This window comes from Methanofollis aquaemaris (assembly GCF_017357525.1).
Classification (GTDB): Archaea; Halobacteriota; Methanomicrobia; order Methanomicrobiales; family Methanofollaceae; genus Methanofollis; species Methanofollis aquaemaris.
Genome location: NZ_CP036172.1, coordinates 651,051 through 675,117, shown reverse-complemented (window position 1 = coordinate 675,117; position 24,067 = coordinate 651,051). Strand labels below are relative to the sequence as shown.

6 protein-coding genes are annotated in these 24,067 nt (G+C 58.6%); all 6 read left to right on the top strand.

Translation table 11 applies throughout. The annotated features are described in order from the left end of the window. The first annotated feature begins 125 nt into the window (after window positions 1-125). The 6 genes from RJ40_RS03170 (at window position 126) to RJ40_RS03145 (ending at window position 24,063) form a co-directional block, all read left to right on the top strand. Window positions 126-6,233, top strand: coding sequence for an outer membrane protein assembly factor BamB family protein (locus tag RJ40_RS03170; RefSeq protein ID WP_265581908.1), 6,108 nt, complete (start codon window positions 126-128; stop codon window positions 6,231-6,233). 196 nt (window positions 6,234-6,429) lie between these two features. Continuing rightward, complete coding sequence (locus tag RJ40_RS03165; RefSeq protein ID WP_265581907.1) at window positions 6,430-12,201, top strand: Ig-like domain-containing protein; 5,772 nt, start codon at window positions 6,430-6,432, stop codon at window positions 12,199-12,201. A gap of 158 nt (window positions 12,202-12,359) precedes the next feature. Beyond that, window positions 12,360-14,585 carry a PGF-pre-PGF domain-containing protein gene (locus RJ40_RS03160; protein ID WP_265581906.1) on the top strand — a complete coding sequence of 742 codons (2,226 nt, stop codon included), beginning with the start codon at window positions 12,360-12,362 and terminating at the stop codon, window positions 14,583-14,585. Window positions 14,586-14,826: 241 nt separating this feature from the next. Continuing rightward, window positions 14,827-20,190: a PGF-pre-PGF domain-containing protein gene (locus RJ40_RS03155; RefSeq protein WP_265581905.1), complete on the top strand. Its 5,364-nt coding sequence runs from the start codon at window positions 14,827-14,829 to the stop codon at window positions 20,188-20,190. Window positions 20,191-20,303: 113 nt separating this feature from the next. Further along, window positions 20,304-21,044: an argininosuccinate synthase gene (locus tag RJ40_RS03150; protein WP_265581904.1), complete on the top strand. Its 741-nt coding sequence runs from the start codon at window positions 20,304-20,306 to the stop codon at window positions 21,042-21,044. A 7-nt stretch (window positions 21,045-21,051) separates the two neighbouring features. Then, window positions 21,052-24,063 carry a PEGA domain-containing protein gene (locus tag RJ40_RS03145; protein WP_265581903.1) on the top strand — a complete coding sequence of 1,004 codons (3,012 nt, stop codon included), beginning with the start codon at window positions 21,052-21,054 and terminating at the stop codon, window positions 24,061-24,063. Window positions 24,064-24,067 lie beyond the last annotated feature (4 nt).

Here is a 24,067-nt window from a genome sequence, read left to right as displayed (position 1 = left end):
ACATATTTATTTCAACATCGCCCGATAAAATTATCATTAACCATTCGTGGCAATTAAAAAGAATGCATTAACTAAAACGCGCATATTGTCCGTTCTTTTAGCCTGAAATGGGAGGAGTCACACGTATGAGAAAAGATTATCCTGAAAGCGGGGGGGGGCACCTGCGGTGGATCGCCGTAGCGTTCCTCCTGCTCTTTATGATCATCAGTATCGTCCCGGCGGCGGCCGATACCGGTACGACGGTTATGCCGTCGAACAAGGATACGCTGTTACGGATCTCGAACAACGAAAACGCCCGGTTCAACGACTACGGCAACAACACCTATCATTTCTTCAGCCCAACTCAGAGTAACACACAGGGTCTGAACGCTCTTCATATTACGACCGATGCCTCGAACTCCAATGGTCAGGTCACTTTCAGTAACGACCAGTCGGGTGTCTTCTATCTCACCGACACCGGCGGCCGCGGCTGGGACGACGACGGCATCCTGATGCTGGCGATCAACGGCACTCTTCCCGATGACTTTCAGGTTCGCATCAAGGCGAGCGGCTATCGGTGGACACCTGTACTCAAGGGCACCTATCCGACATTCGAGAACGTCACCTATGTGCCTGACGCACTGGATGAGACGTTCACAAAGGATGACTTCCTCTACGGTCCGCAGATCTGGAGACCCGCCGCGGCGGTCGATTACCCGATCTTCGACGGGCAGGACATGGCGGATACGGGGAACACTTTCTCGATCATGTTCATCGACCTGAACGCAGGTATCCTCGGTGCGAACACGCTATCCCAGCCAGACTTCTCTGAACAGTCGATCACCGACAACGGTGCGATCAGGATCGAGTATTCCTTCGAAAACCTGGAGACCTTCGCCGCGTTCGACGGCTACGTCTATACGGTCTCCTCGAACCAAGGACAGGGCGTCCGCTGGACCAACCGCCTGAGCGCAACAGGATCGTCCGGTTATGCCGTTATCGGCGTCCTCCCGGTCCTGACCTCGATCAATGTCACTCCCGCGAGCGCTGACGTCGGGATCGGCACCTCGATGCAGTTCACCGCCACCGCTCTCGACCAGAGAGACCGACCGATGGACGGCGTGACCTTTGTGTGGTCGAGCAGCAACGAGACGGTCTGCACCGTGAACGAAACCGGTTCCTTCACCGCCGTCGCCGCGGGCACGACCACGATCACCGCGGCAAACGGCACCGTCAAAGGTACGGCTGAAGTGACCGTCACCGCGGCGCCCAGCGGGCCAGAGCCCCTTCCCGACTACAACCACATCTTCTTCAAAGTCGCCAACGACGCCGGCGTGAAGTACGACGCCTTCGGCAACCAGACCTACAACATCAGGTTCGAAGGAATCAACCGCGGCCTCAATGCCCTCCACATCTCCACCGACCCTGCGGTAAACTTCGGGCAGGTGACCGTGACGGAGAACCAGAGCGGCACCTTCTATGCGACTGATTCCGGGGGCAAGGGATACGAAGACGAGATCATCCTGCTGGTCGCCGTGAACGGCAGCATCCCCGAAGACCTCAGGCTCCGTGTGAAAGCGGACGGCTACACCTGGACCCCGAACCCGGAGTGCAACCAGGCCCCGCCCCTCGACACGGTCACCTACCAGTCTTCGGCCCTTGACGAGGTCTTCACCACGGAGGACTTCATCTACGGCCCGCAGATCTGGAAACCGACCGGGAACGAGTGTGATTATCCCCTCTATGCCGGGCAAGATCTGGAGGACAAGGAGAACACCTTCCATCTGATGTTCATCGACCTGAATGCCGGCGTACTCCGACCGAACGCCGACCTGGAGAACCGGGGTGCGGTGCGGATCAACTACACCTTCGAGAACCTCGACACTTTTGCGGCCTTCAGCGTCTATGCCTACTGCAAAAACTCGAACAACGGCGATGACATGGTTGCGTGGTCCAATGCCCTCACCCCTGACAAAACGATGAGCGGGTACTCGGTCGTCGGCGCAGGGCCCGGCCCGAAGCCTTCCCGCATCGAGGCAGCACCGGCGGCGGCATCCCTCACCGTCGGTGAAAATCAGCAGTTCGTCCCCACCGCCTTCGATGCCGATGGGAATGAGATGACCGGCCTCGTCTTCACCTGGTCGAGTTCCAACGAGACAGTCGGCACCGTTGACGCCACCGGCACCTTCGCTGCTCTCGCCGCTGGCACGACCACCGTCACCGCTTCGTACGGTGCGGTCTCGGGCAGCGCTGCGGTGACCGTCACCGAACGTTCCGGCGGTCTTGCCGACTCGGCATGGCCGATGGCAGGGCATGACTTGAGGCATACCGGACAGAGCCCATATACCGGACCGAGCGACCCGATGCAGAAATGGTCGTACACTACGGCTGGTTTCCTCACGATCCAGCCAGTGATCGACCAGAACGGAACGATTTATGTTGGCTCCAGGGACAGGAGTCTTCACGCCGTCAACCCAGACGGCACGCTGAAGTGGTCCTATACCGCCGGCCATCAGATCTATACGGCGGCGGCGATCGACAGCGAGGGCACTGTCTACTTCGGCTGCCGTGACATGAAGATCTATGCCGTGAGCCCCGACGGCACGCTTAAGTGGACGTTTACGCCCGGCGGTGCCGTCTCCTCGGCCCCGGCGATCGGTTCCGACGGCACGATCTATGCCGGCTCATCCGACATGAAGATCTACGCCGTGAACCCGGACGGCACGCTGAAATGGTCGTACACCACCGGTGGAGCAGTAAGCACAGCTCCGGCAGTCGACTCTGACGGCACGATCTACGCCGGTTCTGCCGACATGAAACTTTACGCCGTCAACCCTGACGGTACCCTGAGGTGGTCGTACACTACTGGCGGTGCGGTCAACGCAGCCCCGGCCATCGCCTCAGACGGTACGATCATTGTCGGATCGAACGACGGCAATCTCTACGCTCTGAACCCTGACGGCACGCTGAAATGGTCATACGCAATCGGCGGTTCCGTTGCGTCACCGGCGATCGGATCAGATGGCATGATCTATGCAGGGTCGGCAAATTTCAACATCACGGCTCTCAACCCAGACGGAACTCTGAAGTGGTCGTACGCGACTGGAGCCGCCATCGCTTCGGCGCCGGTTGTCGATGCAATGGGAACTGTCTATATTTCCTCAAATGACAAGAATCTCTACGCCTTTGGTCAGGACGGCACCCTGAAGTGGACTTTTCTCGACCCGGTGAGCCCGCGGTTCTTCAACGCTCCGGCGATCGGCGCCGACGGCACGATCTACGTCGGATCGACTGACAGGAATCTCTATGCGATCACTGAAAACACCGCACCCAGACTCACCACTATTTCTCTTGTACCGGAGGCGCCCACAGTCCTCAAAGGGAATGGACTTTCGCTCACTGCAACGGCCATCGACCAGTACGGAAACCAGATGGAAGGGGTCGTCTTCGCCTGGACGAGCAGCAACGAGACGGTCGGTATGGTGAACGCCACCAGCTACTTCACCGCCCTTACCGCCGGCAAAACGGTGGTCACCGCCTCAAATGGCACCGTGAAAGGCAACACCACCATCACGGTCCACCCAGAGGGCCCGGTCACCTTGTCTGTCGATGCCTCCGGCGGAGGAGATTTCACCACCATCCAGGCGGCGGTCGACGCAGCGTTCGATGGCGATCGCATCATCGTCAGGGACGGCACCTATGTTGAAAATGTCGTCGTCGACCGGTCGGTGCATCTTGGATCGATGAACGGGCCGTCATCGACGATCATCCGGCCGGCGGATCCGACCGGTAACATCGTCACAATAAAATCGGATAATGTCACCGTCGAGGGATTCTCTCTCACCGGGACAACTCCCAACCCAAATGATGATCCCAGTATCGATATGTGGAACTGGCGAAATGCCATCTATTCCTATGAATGCGATAACCTAACTGTTGCAGGAAATGAGGTTTTCGACGACTATTTAGGCATTTGCATCAGAAAAGCACACAACTCAACCATCAGCGGGAACACCGTTCATGATGTGTACGCCAGAGGGATCAGGTTGGATGGTCAGGTGTCCTTATGGGACAAAAACGGCAGGGGAGCAAGCGGGAACACGATCTCCAACAATGTTCTCTACAACATCACCGATGCAACAGATGCACTAAGTCCGATCTGCATCACGTATGCCACAGAGAACACTATAACAAGGAACGAGATCCATGATCCCAGCTGCTATGGCCTGTACCTTTATCGGTCGGAATCGAATATTATCTCAGAAAACCAGTTCAGAAATCTCAGCGTTGGCGGCATTGTGCCATATTACGCCACTGACAACCTCTTCGTGTCCAACACGTTCACGGGTGGACAATACGCCTTCTTCATCAGGAAAGGTGGTTCAAACACTGCATACCTCAACACGTTCAACACCCGATCCACACTTGAATTGATAGCCAATCAACCTGCTGCATCCTGGCAGTGGAACTCCACCGAACCGGTGAACTATATGGTCCACGGTGAAGCACGGCCCTCGTACCTCGGAAACTTCTGGGGCCCATCCTTTACCTGTAATGACTCGAATTACGACGGTATCGGCGACGAACCTTTCGTCATCTCGTCGTCGCCGTCACAGATCGACAATTATCCCCTTTGTGGCCCCTGGAAGGATGGCGTCATTCTCGCCCCGGCCTCGATCGTCCTTACGCCGCAGACTTCTTCACTTGCTCCTGGCGACATTCTGACGTTCACCACCACTGCCTATGACGACAACGGCGCTGAAATGTTGCCCCTCACCTTCGGGTGGACGTCGTCCGATACCACCGTGGGCACGGTGAACGCCACCGGCGTCTTCATCGCCCACAAGGCCGGCACGACGACGGTTACTGCCTCTGCCAACGGCGTGTTCAGCACCGCCATGGTCACGGTGACCCCGCCGCACGGCGACCAGACGAAGGACTCGTCGCTCGACGTTCCGGGTTGTAACATCACGGAGATCGGCGACGGCACGCACGAGGTCAGGATTAACACCACCGCCACCAACGCCACCGTCTCCGGTAACACCATCCAGATCGATGAGGATACCTTCAGCCTCACCATCGAGACCGAGGGCGCTCCCACGGTTGTGAACGGCACCGTGAACGGTACCGTCACCGGCATCGCCCTGGAGACCAACCCCATCACCACTACCCTCGACACCGTCGGCACGGTTTCTGCCTCGATCGGCGCGAACCTCACCGGCATCCCCGCGGGCGCCGCCCTTGAGACCACGGTCTCCCAGAACATCTCAGCCGACGCGCGGAGCGCCTTCCAGCTCGCAGCCACCACCGACGGCCTGAACCTCGGCGCCATTGCCTACACGATGAACATCAAGAAGACCAACCTCGCGAACGGTCAGGACATCGCGAACGCCACGATCACCATGGCCGTGAGCCCGGCATGGGTCGATGCGCACGGCGGCGTCGACGCGGTCAGGATCATCAGGTCCGCGGAGGACGGCACCAAGGAAGTCCTGAAAACGGTCCTTGTCGGCACCGACGTAGACGGGAATATGGTCTTCGAGGCCTTCTCGCCGAAGGGTCTCTCGGTCTTTGGTCTGACCGCGGTCACGAAGTCCGCCGAACCGCCTGCATCGCACTCTTCCTCCGGCGGCGGGAGTAGCAGTTCCAACGTCGCCGCGATCTCGGGCTCCATCCCTGCCGGGGAGTCGCAGACCTTTGTGGTGAGCAAGACGGCGGTTCGCAGGATCACCGTCGACGCATATGACGAGATCGGCGACCTCCTGGTGACGGTGAAGAAGACCTCTCTCTCGAAGGGCATGGATGCCCCCGGCCAGACGACCTTCGAGATCGTTGAGACCGCTCTCCACCGGGCCGACCCCTCCGCGATCGCCGAGGTGACCTTCGAGTTCGCGGTGCCGACGACCTGGCTCAAGGAGCACGGCCTCTCCACTGACAATATTGTCCTCCTCCAGTACGAGGACGGAGCCTGGAAACCACTCAAGACCACGTTCGTGAAGGAAGAGAACGGCCTGGCCCTGTACTCGGCCGAGGCCTCCGGGTTCTCGTACTTCGCAATCGCGACCGGTGAGATCATCTCTGCCGCCGGGCAGGCCGGTGAGACGGTCACGCCGACCCCCGTCGTGACCGATGCACCTGCAACGGTCGAGGAGACGACTGCCCCGGCGACCGCGGCGCCGACGCAGAAGTCGCCGGTCTTCTGGGTACTCTCTCTTGTGGCGATTGGAGTTGTTTTCATCCTGAAAAAGGCGTGAAAACTCCAATCTCCCTATTTCTCTTCGGGTTAATTTGGTTCATTTAACTTTGTGCTCAAAATGGCAAAAACTAATTGATCGAGCATTGAACTATAATTTAAGGGCTAACTTTGCCCAAAAATGGCTATAATATTGCCGTTTTTATGATCCTATCTACTATGCGGAGTGATTTTACGTGGTTGACCAACGAAAATGCATGAGGTCAGTGGGAACGCTCATCGCTGCGGCGATGCTCGTCCTCCTGATTGCTCTTGTGATCACACCGGCAGCGGCCGAACCGCTGCCCGACTACCGGCACATCCATGTGCAGGTCGCAAACGACGGAGGTGCACGATTCGACACCTTCGGGAACGACACCTACTACATCAAGTGCGACGGCGGCGGCCTCAACGCCATGCACGTCACTACCGACCCTGAAGTAAGGAAAGGTCAGGTCACGAACTCGCCAGACCAGTCCGGCACCATCTACTTCACGAACACCGGAGGCAGAGGGTACAACGACGAAGTCGTCCTCCTGCTTGCGGTGAATGGGACGATCCCCGACGACTTTGCTGTTCACATCACGTCGAGCGGCTACCGCTGGTCACCCGGTTCTCTTGATGACAAGGAGTATGTCGAAGGGGCGGTGGACGAGACCTTCACCAGGGATGACTTCATCTATGGTCCACAACTCTGGAGACCCTCCCCCAAACCTGACAATTATCCTATCTTCGATGGCCAGGACATGAGCGACACTGAGAACACCTTCAGGCTCATGTTCGTCGACCTCGGTGTGGGGCACATCTCTGGCGACTCGAACACGACCGACCTCGGCGCGGCCAGGGTCGACTACACCTTCGAGAACCTGGAAACCTTTGCGGCCTTCGACATTTATGGCTACTGCAAGGCCTCCAATCAGGACGACGGCATCTCCTGGACGAATTGTGTAACCGGAGTCGGGAGCAGCGGCTATACGGTGCGGGGCATCCCGCGGGTTGTGACCGCTCTGACACTCGCCCCTACCTCCGTGGTCCTCGGGACCGGCGAAACCCTGCAGTTCAATGCTACTGCATATGACCAGAACAACCAGGTGATGCCCGGTGCATCGCTCCTCTGGTCGAGCAGCAACGAGACCGTTGGGACCGTTGATGCTCATACCGGCCTCTTCACTGCGAATGCTGCGGGGACGACAACCGTTACCGTTGCAGGCGGGGACGCGACCGCTACCGCAGAGGTTACTGTTACTGAAGATACCCCTGAAGTGGCATCGATCGTCATCACCCCGCAGTCCCCGACCGTCATCATCGACAAGACCCTGCAGTTCAGTGCAAGTGCTTCCGATGCCGACGGCAGACCGATCCCGGGTGCTGAGGTCGTCTGGTCGAGCAGCAACGAGACCGTCGGTACCATCGATACCGCGGGGCTCTTTAGAGCCCATGTCGAAGGCGAGACCACGATCACCGCGAAGAGTGGCGCCATCGTTGCAGAGACTCTCGTCAGCGTGATGAAGACACCCCCGCCGACTTCAATTACGCTCGACCCCCATGAACTCTCATCTCTCTATCCTGATGAGGCCGTGCAGTTCACCGCAACTGCCGTCGATGCCTCGGGCGCAGAGATGGACGGTCTCAAACTCACATGGACAAGCAGCAACGAAACCGTCGGAACTGTCGATGAGGACGGCCTCTTTACGGCTCTGGCCGCGGGCAAAACCTCTGTGAAGGCGGCATTCGGCGGAGTTTCGGACACCGTGAACGTCACCGTGCAGACCGCACCCGACTGGACACTCACCCTCGAAGGCGCCGGTATCGAGACCGTCAACAGGTCCGGATTCATCGACATCTCGACAGAAAACCCGGCGTCATGCACTTCATCAGGGAATTTCTGGGAAGGGACGTCTCTCTCCTCGCTGGTCGGCCTGATCGACGATGATGACCCGGCAACGCTGAACGAGACACTTGCATCAAAGAACTACAAGGTCACCATCACCTATGAGAAAAGAGGACGGGACCGCACCGTCGATATTTTTAGTGACAAACTCGGCGGAGACTCTGTTCCTGTCGTCGCCAACAAACTCGACGGGAAGGAGATCCGTCCTGGCACATACTGGCCGATCGTCATCCAGGACGGTTACTCACAGTACGCCATCGTAAAGAAGATCCAGCTCGATCTCCCCAGGCCGGCGAAGGTCACGATCACGCCGTCACTGCTCGTGCTGAAGGAAGGCCGGACCGGTACGTTCAGCGCAGCAACCCTCGATCAGTATGGCAACACCATGCCGACCTCTGTCTACACCTGGACAAGCAGCAACGAGACCGTCGGTACGGTGGACGAGAACGGCACCTTCAATGCCATAAAGGAAGGAACGACGACGGTCACGGCATCCGACAAAGGCGTGACCGGTTCGGCAACCGTCCGCGTCATCCCGGCCTCCCATGAACCGGCGGTCAGGTATGTTGATCCCTCGGGGAGCGGCGACTTCACCACCATCCAGGCGGCGGTAGACGGAGTGTACGACTACGACAATATCGTCGTGAAAAACGGGACCTACAACGAGAGCGTGACCGTCAACAAATTCCTGACGATCCGGTCCGAGCACGGCCCTGAAGGGACCGTCGTCCATGCCCCCACCCCCCTGCAAGACGTGTTCACCGTCACGGTGGACGGCGTGACCATCGAGGGCTTCACCATCGAAGGTGGACAAACAGGGCCCGGTCGGAACTATGCTTCGATCAAACTCAATGGCGCCGACCACTGCACCCTCACGAACAATGTCATGGGGATAAGCAAGTGGGGCATCGCCCTTCTCGGTGCAGAGAAGACCGTGATCGCCGGCAACGTCTTTGATCAGAACGGCTATGCCGGCATCTACATGGAAGACTCTCCCAACAGCACCATCAGGGAGAATACATTTACCGACTGTAACAATGGGGTGTACGCCAGGAACCCCTGTGAAAACACCACGGTCGTCGGCAACACCATCTCTAGCACTGCTGAGAAAAAGGGCTGCGCCACGGGGATCTCGCTCTCCGCAAAGGGCAACCTCATCCGGGAGAATGTAATCTCGGGCGCCAGGACTTCCGCCATGAGGCTGGATGGGATCACGGAGACGACGGTGGCAGACAACGTGCTGATCGGCGGCTCAGTTTCCGGACTGTATGGGATCTATCTGAATGGCGTATCCGAGGGGAACACCTTTACCGGGAACACTATCGACGCGTACGGTAGGGGAATCGGCCTGATGGCAGGTTATACCGGCGGTCGTGTGGGTGGCCCCATGAACAACGTATTCTCCTCCAATTGCATCGTAAATTCATCCATAAATGCTTTTTACATCGCAGGCGACACGACGAAGGACAACGTGTTCTTCCTCAACGAATTCATCAACAATAAAGGCACCATCTTCGGCGACATTGCGCAAGTCTGGCAGTCCTCCGCTCCGGTGGAGTATTTCTACAACGGAAAGGTCTACACTGGCATCGTCGGGAACTACTGGGACACCCCCAGAGTTACGGACACGGATGGGAACGGTATCGTCGATACCGCCTATGCGATCACCCCGGCAAACATCGAGAACTATCCCCTTGCCCTGCCTGTTGTGGTATATGCCACCGGAAGCGACCGCTCTTCAGTGTCCGTCACCCCGTGCATCTCCCTGGTGAACGACGGCGGCAGGCAGACCTTCACCGCAGCCCGCTACAATGAGACCGGTGCAAGGGTTGCAGGCGTCTCGTTTGCCTGGTCGAGCAGCAACGAGACCGTCGGAACTGTCAATGACCATGGTGTCTTCTCGGCCCACACTCCGGGCAGGACCTATGTGACCGCAACGAGCGGCGGCATGCCGGGAATCGCCATGGTGACGGTGATGCCCGGAGGCGGCGTCCTCTCAGACTACAACAACATCTACGTGACGGTGGCGAACGACGCCGGCGTCAGGTTCAATGATTTCAAGGGCTACTACGACAACACCTGTTACAATATCAGGTTCGCAGGAGAGAATCGCGGCCTCAACGCTCTCCACATCAGCACCGACCCGAATGTTGCCGGCGGTCAGGTAACCGTCACGGACACACAGTCCGGAGTATTCTATGTGACCGACACCGGTGGCAAGGGATACGATGACGATATTATCCTGATGCTCGCCGTGAACGGGACCGTCCCGCAGGATCTTACCGTCCGTGTAAAGGCGAGCGGATACTCCTGGACTCCTGACATGTCGCCGGAACGGTCGAACAAAGCACCCCTGGCCGACGAGATCACCTACAACCTCTGCTCGCTGGATGAAACCTTCACCGTGAATGACTTCATCTATGGCCCACAGATCTGGAGGCCCTGCGGGAACCCCGACTACCCGGTCTTTGCCGGGCAGAACATGACCGACACCGAAGACACCTTCAGGTTCATGTTCATCGACCTGAACGCCGGCGTGCTCGGTTCGGGCAGCGGCATTCCCGGCCTGAATGACAGCGGGGCGGTCAGGGTCGAGTACACCATCGAGAACCTCGAAAACCGTGCTGCCTTCAATGCGTACGCCTACTGTGCAAACTCCAACAATGGGAAGACCATGGTGGCGTGGACAAACGATCTCTGCAGGCCAGAGATGAGTGGGTATTCAGTGCTCGGATGGGCACTTGCTCCTCAGGAGGATCAGAAGACCGAGAAGTCGGTTCTTGACGTTCCCGGATGCACGGTCAAGAACGGTGGCGACGGCAAGAAGAACATCTCCGTCGACACTTCAATCGATGGGGTCACAGTCTCAGGAAACGAGATCAAGATCAGAAGGGACACCTTCAACCTCACCATCACGACCACGGGCAACACTTCTGTCAGTGGTACCACGGTGGAAGGCGCTCTTGATGGGATCAGGCTCGATACGAATCCCATAGACCTCGATGCAGGGGCCGCCGGAGTCGTCACCGGATCCATTGCGGCAAACCTGACCAACCTCCCCGAGGGTGCAGAACTCCGCACCACCATCACCAGAAACGCGTCGACCGATGCACAGTCTGCATTCCAGCTCGCTGCCAGCAGCGACGGACTGAAGGTGGACGCGGTCGCCTACACGATGAACATCGTGAAGACGAACCTTGCAAATGGCCAGGACATCGCCGACGCCACGATCACCATGACCGTGAGCCCGGCGTGGGTCGACGCCCACGGTGGCGTCGACGCGGTCAGGATCATCAGGTCCGCTGAGGACGGCACCAAGGAAGTCCTGAAGACCGTCCTTGTCGGCACCGACGCCGACGGGAATATGGTCTTCGAGGCCTTCTCGCCGAAGGGCCTCTCGATCTTTGGTCTGACCGCGGTATCAGCAACCTCCAGTGGCGGGGAACCGGTTGGCTCGTCCTCTTCCTCCTCTGGTGGAAGTGGGAGTTCCGACGTCACCTCGATCTCGGGTTCCCTCCCCGCAGGCGAGTCGCAGACCTTCGCGGTGAGCAAGACAGCGATCAGCAGGATCACAGTCGAGGCATATGACTCGATCAACGACATGCTGGTGACGGTGAAGAAGGCGTCTCTCCCGAAGGACGTCCCGAAGCCGGAGAGTCAGACCTATCAACTCATTGACGCCAGCCTGTACCACACCGATCCCGCGGCCATCGCCGGAGTGACCCTCGAGTTCGCGGTGCCGACGACCTGGCTCAAGGCGCACGGCCTCTCCACCGCCAACATCGTCCTCCTCCAGTACGAGGACGGAGCCTGGAAACCGCTCAAGACCACGTTCGTGAAGGAAGAGAACGGCCTGGCCCTGTACTCGGCCGAGGCCTCCGGGTTCTCGTACTTCGCGATCGCGAGCGGTGAGACGACCTCTGCCGCCGGGCAGGCCGGGGAGACGGTCACGCCGACCCCCGTCGTGACCGATGCACCAGCACCGGCCGTCGAGGAGACGACTGCCCCGGCGACCGCGGCGCCGACGCAGAAGTCGCCGATCCCCTGGTTCCTCTCCATCGTCGCTATCGGCGCCCTCTTCCTCCTGAAGAGGGACTGAATCTTTCTTTTTTTTTTGTGCGCTCCGGTGCAGTTAATCGGATCTAATAAACTTTTATCAAAAAACAAATTTCATCTGTCGAGAAGAAGATAGAGGAACATATCCTGAACCCTCTTTCTTTCAATGGTGGGAATACGATGAATGATATCGGAAAAAAAATGGGAAGATCACTTCTTGCACTGGTGATCCTCCTGCTCGCCGCCTGCGCCGTTCCGGTTGCGGCCGACGATGTGGGTGGGATCACGATGCCGGGCACCAGCAATTTCGACCTGCAACTCTCCGACGGGCTGACCAAATTCTTCAAGTTCGAGGGCGGCGGGCTCAACGCTCTCCACATCAGCACTGACCCGGAGAGCGAACCGTACGGACAGGTGACGACCACCGAAGAACAGTCGGGTATATTCTATCTCACCAACACCGGTGGGAGAGGGTTCACCGACGACATGATCCTGATGATCGCGATCAACGGCACTATTCCCGACGACTTTGCCCTCCATATCCGGGCGAGCGGCTACCAGTGGACCCCGACGCCGGTGGTGAACGCACCACCCGCAGCAGACGAGGTTGAGTATGTCGACGGCACGTATGAGGGGACGATCACGAAGGACAACTTTGTGTACAGCCCGCAGACCTGGAAACCCGCCGGGAACAATCAACCGGGGGCATATCCGATCTATTACGGCCAGGACGTCTCCGACGGTTCAAACCCCTTCCACACCGTCTATATCGACCTCCATGCCGGGACACTTGGTGAAAACTCTCTGATCGAGAACCTGAGAGACAACGGCGCCGTAAAAATCGAGTACGAGTTCGAGAACCTCCCCACCTATGCCTCCTTCAACTCCTATGGCTGGTGCAACCAGTCCAACCAGGGCCTGGGCATCTCCTGGACCAACCGGGTCTCAGGGGTAGGGAGCAGCGGATATTCCGTCGTCGGGACGGCACCTCCGGGCGCGGGCGATGTCTCGCCTGACGGGGGGAGTGACGGGACATCGGATGCCTCTGGTCTCTCCGGAAACGAGATGGAAGCCCCCACCGGCAAGTGTTTGCATGGCTCAGTCTCTCTCCTGCCGGTCGCCGGCACCGGTGGAAACCTGGCGGCAGGCGAGCGCGCGACCCTGACCTTCAACGCCGGGAACGGCACCGGGACGCTCAAGACTGCGGTCTTCTATCTCTTTGTGAGCGATTCGAAGAAAGGAGAAGATGGCACCGGAACCGAACCGCAGTTGACCGTCCGGATCGACGGGAAGACGGTCGAGCCGGATGAGACCTACACCGACCGGGCAGGGAAGAAGGACGCGCCGGTGGCGGCGACCTACGTCTTCAAGCTTGAAGGGATCAGGTCGGGTGACTCTGCCGTCACCGTCGAGAACGCCGGGACCGGTGATGAAGTCTGCACCATCGACGGCGGTGCACTTCTCCTGGTGCGTGAAGACCCGGCCCTCCCTGAGATCATCTGGCAGGTCGTGGCCGGTTGCGATGCCGTTGCCATCGATGAAGAGGGAGGAGTCTTTGAGGACGACGCTGTGAGTCGGGCTATCTTCGACGATTCCCTCAACCTCGATCAGACTGCCGCCGCCCGTCTCCTGGTGACGGGCACTGGGTCGGCCGGCATCCTCGGGTTCAATGACCGCGAGTGGACCGACGCCCTGCGGGCCGAGGGTAGCGTGTTGACGGCAGATCTCGATGTCCTGCCAGTACTCTTCCCCAGAGAGAACATCGCCATGCTGCGGGCGACGAAGGATGCCGCCAGCGGCGGGGTGCTGGAAAGCAGGGTCGCGGTCCTGGTCACAATCAGCGGCACTCCCCCGAGCAGCGGGGATGGAGATTCCGGATCATCAGTTGCACCGATGACCCGGGCCTTCATCGCCGACAATCCGATTGTCAAGAAAGTCTCGGTGACCCTCCCTGAGCAGCGTACCCCCTTCCATGTTGAAGTGCGTGATCTGGAAACTGCTGGTACGATGCAGGCCCCTGATGCCCCGGTCTATCGCTATCTCGACATCGGTCTGAGTGGTGCGAGGGCCGACCCGACATCACTTGTGGTCACCTTCCGCGTCCCCCCCTCCTGGATGGAGGAACAGGGCCTTGAGCCTCGCGATGTTACTCTGATGCGTTATACTGGGAGCACATGGACACCGCTCGCCACCGATGCGGGATCGGTGAGAGATGGTTACCAGGAGTTCTCAGCATCTTCAGATGGTCTCTCCATCTTTGCCATCGCCGGAGTGCCAGGTAGGGATGCGCAGGTCGCGCAGGAGAGAGCGGCATCCGGGTCGACCGGAAACGAGGTGCCCGCCACCACTCCACAGCAATCTTCGCCGTTATGGGTCGTATCTCTCTTTGCGGCCGGTGTGGTATTACTGATCAGACAAAAGATCTGATTCTTGATTAAATATCTGATATAAATTCTTTTTTTTTGTTTAATTGTTGTTAATTATGATTTTTTTTCGAAATTGCTATTATTATGGGTTTTTTGAGATTTTTTGTCAACTATGTTAAATTAATATTTTGAATTTGGTAATCCTTTTTATGCCTCCGAAGGGAGATTTATTGTGTTTATCACTTGAAAGGAGACCCCCCTCCTGATGAAGAGGTGAGTATGTGAATTTGAAGAACCGATTAATGATTCTGGCACTCTTGGTCTTTGCAGTTGCAGGGATGCTTGTCGCACCCGTGGCTGCGGCAGATCCCACGACCGAAGTGACTATTATAAAACTGGCTGAAAACGGTACAGAAATTGCAAATGTATCGATCGGCCTCGATGTATTGAAAGCAGGTGGAGAAGATCTTCCGATCCAGGGAGACGGCACGATTCACTACTGGCTTCAGGGTATAGTGAATGATGCCGATGTGTGGGATGCAAGTGAAACCCTCAATCTGAAGGATATGGGTGCTCTGAAAGGAACGGCCCTCAAAAACCTCTGTGAGGTTGTCGGGATGGACGAAGGAGACACGGTAACCGTCATCCCTTCAGATGAGTACAAACCACCGACTTTTCCTTATGAGAGTGTCTATAACCCTGATCCACGGCAAGGTAAAATGGTCGTTGCCTGGGAGTGCAATGGCCAGGAAGTGCCATCGTACACAGATGGCATGCGCCTCGCTTTCTTTGCCGAGACCCCGAATGGAGCAGGGCAGCATGTCTTCGGCAACCAGGACATGAAGGAGTGCCTGCCTGAGACGTACTGGCACTGGTCTGATTCCACTCACCCGTCGACGACAGGGTTCGCCGCAAAATATGTCAGCCGGATCGTCGTCCAGAGCCGCGACCCCGCCGCCGCGGACTGGTCCATCTATTTGAACGGTTCGACGAACCGCACCCTCAGCAGGGACGAGTTCATCTCCCTTGCCGCAGCGCACCCGGGTTCATTCCAGACGAACAAGTACGGCCTCCTTGAGGGTGCCAACCTCTCCGCGGTCATCGCCCTGGCCGACGACGACGACCCCGCAACCGTGAACGAGGCCCTCGCTGCGGAGAACTACACGATCACGGTCTACGGCAAGAAGAAGGGTGTGGATAAGGTCTCCACTTTCTACTCTACCGAAGTGACGGACGGCAAGAAGACCTACGTCCTCGGGAACACCTTCAATGACATCGAGATCAACCAGAGCACGTATATCGACCGCGTCTTCTTCCCCCTCTACTTGCAGGGGACCGGTGTCGACGGCACCCAGCGGGCCGTCGAGGAGATCTCGAGGATCGAACTCGCCCCACCTGAAGAGAGGGCCGACGAGATCTTCAACGACGGAGTCACCCTGACTGAAGGTACCTTCAACCTGGACGTTGCCGGCGAAGCCCATGTGGTGAACACGCTCACGCCATTCGGTGCGCTCGACGCCGCGGCCACGAAAGGCGGGTTTACCTATGTCGTGAACAACAACCAGGACAAACTGGTCCTCGATGCCATCGATAAATATCAGTTTGAAAAGAAAGTCCAGGGCTGGGAGTGCTATGTCAACGGCAAGAAACTCGCCTACTGGGGCAATTATGCCGAGGAAGGCTATCCCAACTATCCGCTGAAGGACGGGGACAAAGTCGTCTTCTGCTATGGGCCCGACGGTGTCACCCCTGAGAACGCAGTCGCGGCGGTTCTGATCGATGTCGCGGTGGGAGAAGATCCCTTCGCCGGCAAGACGGTCATCTTCAACGGTGGCGTCACCCTGACCGAGGGCACCTACACGCAGGAGTCTGCAGGTCAGACCTATGAAGTCGGCAACTACACTCCGTTCGGCGCTCTCCACGCCGCCTCTATTGCCGGCAACTTTGACTACCTCACCAATGTCAAGTACGAAAAGATCATCCTCGACGCCATCGCGGATTTCCAGTTCGTGAAGCATGAGGCGGGCTGGGAGTGCTATGTCAACGGCAAGATGCTCGACTACTGGGATAGTTACGAGACCGAAGGCTACCCCAACTACCCGCTCCATGACGGCGACGAAGTGATCTTCTACTACGGCCCCGACGGTTCCCCTGAAGCGGCGACCGCCGTGGTTGCGATCACCGTCAACGGCGGTACCCCCCCGTCGCCTGGCACTGACTGGACTCTCTCCCTGAAGGGCGCCTGCGACGCGACCGTCACAAAGGCCGAATTCGAGAAAGGCATCGCCTGCCTGTCCAGCCACAGGGCAAGCTGGACCGATCCCGATACCGGCGACGTCTGGGCCGGCATGCCCCTCTGGATGCTCGTCGCCATGGTCGACGACGAGGAGGGCGGCAGCCACTACACCTTCAACGACGAACTGGCTGCCGAAGGCTACTCGGTGAAAGTCATCTCGGAGGACGGCTACTCGATCAACATCCCGAGCGCCGATATGGCTCATAACAGCGGTTTCATCGTTTCAAACACCCTCAACGGCGAACCTCTCCCCGAGACCATCGGCGAGAAGAAGAAACCCTGCTGGCCGCTCCAGATCAAGGGCTCCGCAGCCGACGCCGGACAACTGGTCGGCGCCATCGCCTCCATCGAACTCGTCGGCCTTCCCGGGCCCGACGAGGGCTGGACCCTGAAGGTCTGCGGTGCGGTCAACGACACCGTCACCCAGGCCGAGTTCGAGGAATCCGGGTGCCATGGCAGTGTCGAGTATACCGACAACAAGAACCGTGTCTGGAGCGGCGTGCCGCTCTGGTACTTCCTCGGTGTCTCCGACGACATCGAGAGCAAAGACCACTGGACCTTCGACGACACCCTGGCGGCGACGAACTACACTGTCAGAGTCATCGCATCAGACGGATGGTCGCAGGAATACGGGAGCAAACAGGTCGCTCGCAGCAATGGCTACATCCTTGCAAACCTGGTGGACGGCCAGCCGATCCCCTCGAATGATACGTCATATCCGCTCAAACTCGTCGGTGACGGCGTACCCAAGTCGGTGAAGGCTGTCGCCGAGATCGACCTCGTCGATCTCATCCCCGGCCCGGCGCCGGAAGGCTCCTGGAACCTCGACCTGAAGGGAAAGATCGACTACACCTGTACCCAGGCGTTCTTTGAAGAGGCCGCGTCCTGCTCGCATCACAAGGTGAGCTGGACCAACCAGAAGACCGGCGAGCGCTGGGAAGGTATCGCCCTCTGGGAACTCTGCGGCTGGGTCGACGACCGTGTCCCGCACGGCCAGAACGGCTTCAACGACCTCGTTGCCGATAACGGTTACAAAGTGATCGTCACCGCGAAGGACGGCTACTCCAAGGAGTTCTTGAGCAAGGATATTGCACGGAACAACAACTACATCGTCGCAAACAAACTCAACGGCACCGCTCTCCCGAACGACGGAGACAAGGCGCCCTGGCCCCTGAGGCTCGTCGGTGCCGACGTCGCCGGTAGCAACAGTGTCGGCAGCATCGCTTCCATCGAACTGACCGAGTTCCAGAAGCCGGCCGAGGTCCCCACGGTACGGATTGTCAAGTTCGCTCCCGACGGCGTCACGGTTCTCAACGAGACGACGGTCGACTACCGCTGGATGAAGGACCACCTTGAGGTCCATGGAGACGACCAGCCGTACAAGTTCCAGGGCGTCACCTTCGACCCCAACGACCTCTGGAACCCCGAGGAGAACAAGGCCCTCGATCCGCCGAAGATCGAGGATGTCATCAAGGGCACCGCCGTGCGTGACCTTGTCGACCTTGTCGGCGGCATGCCCAAGGGCACCGAGATCTCCTTCATCGCAAAAGACGGCTGGGAGACCAAACTCGGCTGGAAGAACATCTACGATCCCAACCCCAGACAGGGCGATGCGGTCCTCGTCTGGTGGACCGAGAGGCAGGGCTATGTCCCTGACTATGTCGAGGGCTATCGGCTCTTCTACACCCCTGAGGACCACGTCTTCGGCCAATGGGACATGCACGAGAGCATGGACGAGGCCTACTGGCACTACTACTCTGCCGACGGCATCCGGTACCCCTCCTGTGGAGGTATCTCGCCGAAGTGGATCAGCGAGATCAGGATCTACTCCGTCGCCGAGGAACCCTGGAACCTGAGCCTTGAAGGTGCGATCACGAGAGACATCAGCAAGGGATTCTTCGAGAGCGCGCTGACCTGCACCATGGGTGCAAACCACAAGGCCGAGTATGTCGATGCTCAGGGCAACCGTTGGGGCGGCATGCCGCTGTACTTCCTCTGCGGCTGGGTAGACGATGCAAATGAACATTCTGGAAAGGCTTTCGACCGTGAACTCGCCCTGAAAGGATACACCATCGACATCGTCGGCCGCGACGGTTCGGTCAAAACACTTTCAAGCCGCGATATCATCGATAGCAGGGACTACATCATCGCAAATACTCTGGATGGAAAAGTCCTGAACGAGAAGGGGGTCCAGTGGCCGCTGGTCCTTGTCGGTGCCAATGTAACCTCTGAGATGCAGGTCGACGGCGTCGAGCGGATCAGACTTAACCTCGATACCGAGTTCACCGATCTCGGGCCGGTCAAGAAGGGCGAAGCCGTCAACATGACCGTTAATAATTCCCCGGTCTTCCGGATCAACGTCACCGTAGGGAAAGATGTCCCTGACTTTGTTCTTTCGGTCGGGAGCGCCGATCTTCCGCCTGAAGTGAAGGCACCGGTGGAGAGACTCTATCAGACCCTGCAGATCTCGGCCTTCGGTACAGCTTCCGACGACATCGATGGTGCCGAGATTCGGTTCTCAGTCCCGCTGACCTGGCTCTCCGCTCAGGGACTCGCCCCGGCCGACGTAGTACTCTACCGGTACCATGGCGACGCCTGGCAGCAGCTCCCCACCACCCACCTGGAGAACCGCGATGGTGCTGCGTATTACACAGCGACCACGCCAGGATTTTCATTCTTCGCGGTCGGCGGCGTTGCAACGCCCAAACCGATCTCAGGCGGTTCCTCATCATCCGGCAGTTCCTCAGCAGTCTCGGCCTTTGCCGGTTCTCTCCAGGCCGGTGAGAAGAAGACCTTCCTGGTGGGCGAGACCGCGATCTCAAAGATCACGCTCGGCGCCTACGACCAGGTCTCTGACCTTCTGGTCACGGTGAAGAAAGCCTCCCTCCCGGGTGACGCCCAGACCCCCGAGGGCCAGGTCTATGAACTCGAGGAGATCACCCTGTACCGGGCCGATCCGGCCGCCCTCGAAGGGGTCACCATCGAATTTGCCGTACCTTCGGGCTGGCTTGCAAGCCAGGGTGTCGGCACAGGCGACATCGCAATGTTGCGATACGTCGATGGTGCCTGGAAGCACCTTGAGACCGAGTTCCTCGGCGAAGAAGGCGGCAAGGCCCTCTACCACGCCGAATCTCCGGGCTTCTCGTACTTCGCCATCGCCACCGTGAAGGGTGGGTCCGCCGGACCTGAGGTGACCCACCCGTCAGTCGAGGCGCCGGTCGAGACCCCGACTGAGCCTGCGACCCAGACGACCGAGACGATCGAGACGATCGAGACGACCGTGCCGGTCACCACCCCGAAGAAGACCCCGGTCTTCTGGGGTCTGTCGCTCATCGCGCTCGGTGCGCTCCTGATTCTCAGGAGAAAATAATACCCTCTTTTTATGCAAAATGAATTTCTCTCGCATATTAAAAGGAGTTGAATGACACAATGAGAGAGCATGGCGTATTGAAAGTCGCCGGATTGCTGCTTTTGATGGTGTTCATGATACCGGCGGCCGCGGCGACGACCGAGGTGCATGTCGTCAAGTATGCCTCAGACGGGACAACGATCCTTGATGAGCGGACTGTCGATTATACTTGGATGGAGGAGAATCTTCCTGTTCTCGGGGACGGGGTGACGCATTACTATCACCAGGGCCCGACCTTCAACGAGTCCGACAGATGGGACCCTGCTGAATACCAGAACGTCGACACAAGAGATTATGGTGCGGTCAAAGGGACCGCGGTCAGTGATCTCTGTGACCTGGTGGGCGGCATGACCCCTGGCGACACTCTGAAGGTGGAGGCTGAGGACGGTTTCTACAAGAAATTCTCCTATGAGAGCGTTTATGGTGAGGAAGCCAGAAAGGGAACCATGGGGATCGCCTGGTATGTAGGCGAGGACTCCCTCACCGGCGATCCACAGGGATCTGGTTATGCCCCTGGCTACTATGACGGCATGCGCCTGATCTTCTTTGCCGACGACTCGGTCAATCCCTGGGGCTGGCACGTCTTTGGGGACAACGATATGAAAGAGACTCTCCCCGAGGACGAGTGGCATCTCTTCGGAGGAGATTGGCCCTCGACGAGCGGGCTCTCGGTCAAGCATGTGAACGAACTTGCGATCACCGCACACGACACCGGCAGCGACACCGGGAGTGTCCCGACGACGTCCTCCCGATCGCCTCTCGGTCCGCTGGCCGGACTTCTGGCCATCTGTGCCGTCGCCGCCCTGAGGAGATGAGTTGGCTATGAAAGGAATGCACAGGGCGGCGACCGGACTCCTGGTCGTCACCGCACTCTTTCTTCTTCTGATCGCGTCGATCGCCGTTCCGGTCTCAGCAGCGCCGACGACCGAACTGACCATCACCAAACTGGCGAGTGACGACAAGACCATCCTCGACCAGAAGTCCATCACCTGGGAATGGATGAGAGATAACCTTGATGTCCAGGGGGACGGCGAGACGATGTACTACAACCAGGGCCCGATCTTTGAGGGCGCCTGGGAGAAGGAACATCCTGGCCAGGATTACGACTACTGGAACCCGACCGAGGACGTCAACCTCGAGTACAAGGACCATGGCGAGTTCATGGGCACCGACGTCAAAGATCTCTGCGACCTCGTCGGTGGGGCGGCAGAGGGAGAGATGGTCGAGATCAAGGCCTGCGACGGGATGTACAAGACATGGCCGGCTGAGTACATCTATGCTCCCAATCCCCGACAGGGGAAAATGGTGATCGCCTGGTACCATGGCAAGGACACCGGCTACATCGACGAAGGATTCACCGAAGGGATGCGCCTCTATTTCCTCGCCGAGACCACGAACGATGCCGGGAAGCACGTCTGGGGCAACTGGGACATGCACGAGTCCTGGGATGAGGAGTACTGGTATTTCTTTAACAATCAGTATCCCTCGGCAAGCGGCAACTCGGTCTACCATGTCGACCGGATCATCATCCACAGCGAGATCGACCCCGACCAGGGTGGTTCCTCCTCTGGTGGTGACGGCGGGTCTTCCAAGCCCCGCGGCCTTGAGGGCGCAGCACTCACCCGGACCCTTCATGGGACGGTGAACGGATCGGTATCTCTCATCCAGACCGGTGGCGAGGCACAGACGATCGCGGCCGGAGAGACCGCCCACTTCTCGCTCAACACCACGGGGCTTGAGAACGTCGAGAGCGCCTGCCTGTACCTTTTCGGCACCAACAACACCGCAAAGGACGATGCGAAGCGGGAAGACATCTCCACTCTTCTGAACTCGCAGCAACTCGGCCTCTCGGAGTACTATGCCGACCTCGGCCCGGACGGCGACGATCCGGCAGTCGAGACCTGGTGTTATGACCTCAAGGCCTCTGTTCCAGAGGGCAATCTCTCACTCGATGTGAAAAATAACGGCCCTGAAGAGACTTCACTCACCCTCTACGGCGGGGTGCTCTTTGCGGTCGTCAGGGACGATCGTACCAGCATCTCGTACTGGGTGGCCGAAGGTGCGGACGCCATCGAGGCCGATCCCTCTGCCGGCGTCGATGAAGAGGGCGCCACCAGCACGGCCGAGTTCCCTGACGAAGTTATGCGAGACGGAGAGATCGATGCCAGGGTCTTCTCGGTCGTGACCGGGGCTTCCGGGAACGATACCTACACCAACTGCCTCACCTTCCATGACGGGGAGTGGATGAACCTCCTTGACGGCGGTGAGAAGGCGATCTCGATCGGAGAGGCGGAAGTGACCTCCTATCTCAGACCGAGCGGGAACACGCTTGCGGTCTCCAGTGTATCTTATGACGAGCGCGGGGACTATCTGGAGAACCGCCTCGCCGTCCTGATCGTCGGAACCCGCGATGCTGAACCGACCCCCGAACCGACGACCATGCAGACAACGGCGCCCCCCACTCTCCAGACCACTTCGTCTCCTCCGCCCACCACCCTTTCTGATGATGGGAAAGTCGATGTTGACACCGCACAGGAGGGGAGCTTCTGGTCAGGCCTTCTTGGCTGGCTGCACGGTATCCCGCTCATTGGCTCCCTCTTCCCGGCACCGACGGCAGCGGTGACCGCATCCCCTTCACTTACACCGGCGCCGGTCATAGAACCAGTCTCGACACCCACACCTTCCCTCCCCGAGAATGCACCCCTCAACATCATCACCTACCCGGCCGGGGCGCAGGTCGTACTTGACGGGGAGTACCTCGGGATGATCACGCCGGCCAGGCTTGAGGCCCTCCCCACCGGCGCCCACTCTCTGGAGTTGGTCCTTGAGGGTTATCGGCCCTATGCGACCACCTTCGACCTCACCGAAGAGACCGACGTGACCGTTGCTCTCGAATCCGCCAGATCGAATATCAATGTCGACCCTGCCTGTCTGGAACTCCTCACCGCTCAGGGAACCGACCTGGATTCAGGCGGGATCTATGTGGACGCCACCGACGGTGGGGCTACGATCTATATCGACAGCAAAAAGATCGAGGGTACGACCCCACAGGTGGTCAATGGCCTCAAAGAGGGGCGGCACAAGGTGAAGGTCAAAAAAGACAAGGCTTCTTATAAAGTAGACACCCGAGAGGTCTGGGTGACCCCCGGCACGATCGTCCCGGTCTATTTTGACCGTTATGAACAGTCTATGACACGGACGGTCACCCTCGATGCCTCCACCTTCAAGGGTGAGTACTGTGCGGTCAACGGGCATCCCACCGGCAAGAAGATGCCTGCAAAAGTGAAGGTGCCGGTGCTCAATGCATTTGCCTCGTTTTACCATGATGGTGCCTATTTCTCGATCCCGGTCCCGGGATATGCTGGAGACGGTGAGACGGTATCTCTCAATGAAATGCCCGGCCTCACCACGTTCAAGGTCGATTCTAAACCGTCCGGCGCCGAGATCTTCATCGACGGCTTCGAAACCGGACATGCGACCCCGTACCTCCTTGAAAATATCTCGTATGGCTGTCATGGCGTGATGGTCACAAAGCCCGGTTATCTCCCGAAGGAGGAAGAGGTTCATATTCCGAAAGGGACGGACGATCGCTCTGTCACATTCAATCTGGAGACCTATGCCCACGGCGCCCTGTACGTGAACAGCACGCCAGCGGGGGCGAAGATCTACCTCTACGGGGCGAACACCGGGGAAGTTACCCCGCACCTTTTCACTGGCATGGACCTTGGGAAGTACACAGTCAAGGTGGTCGGGCGCTCGGATTCAAAGACTGTCGAGGACGTGATGGTCGTCCCTGACCGGATGGTCACCTGCGAGGTCAGGCTGAGAAAGTGAGCCG

What these genes read in the sequence shown, in the direction of transcription:
- RJ40_RS03145 (WP_265581903.1), top strand. Translation starts at nt 21,052, where the DNA reads ATGAAAGGAATGCACAGGGCGGCGACCGGACTCCTGGTCGTCACCGCA.
- RJ40_RS03170 (WP_265581908.1), top strand. Translation starts at nt 126, where the DNA reads ATGAGAAAAGATTATCCTGAAAGCGGGGGGGGGCACCTGCGGTGGATC.
- RJ40_RS03160 (WP_265581906.1), top strand. Translation starts at nt 12,360, where the DNA reads ATGGGAAGATCACTTCTTGCACTGGTGATCCTCCTGCTCGCCGCCTGC.
- RJ40_RS03165 (WP_265581907.1), top strand. Translation starts at nt 6,430, where the DNA reads ATGAGGTCAGTGGGAACGCTCATCGCTGCGGCGATGCTCGTCCTCCTG.
- RJ40_RS03150 (WP_265581904.1), top strand. Translation starts at nt 20,304, where the DNA reads ATGATACCGGCGGCCGCGGCGACGACCGAGGTGCATGTCGTCAAGTAT.
- RJ40_RS03155 (WP_265581905.1), top strand. Translation starts at nt 14,827, where the DNA reads ATGATTCTGGCACTCTTGGTCTTTGCAGTTGCAGGGATGCTTGTCGCA.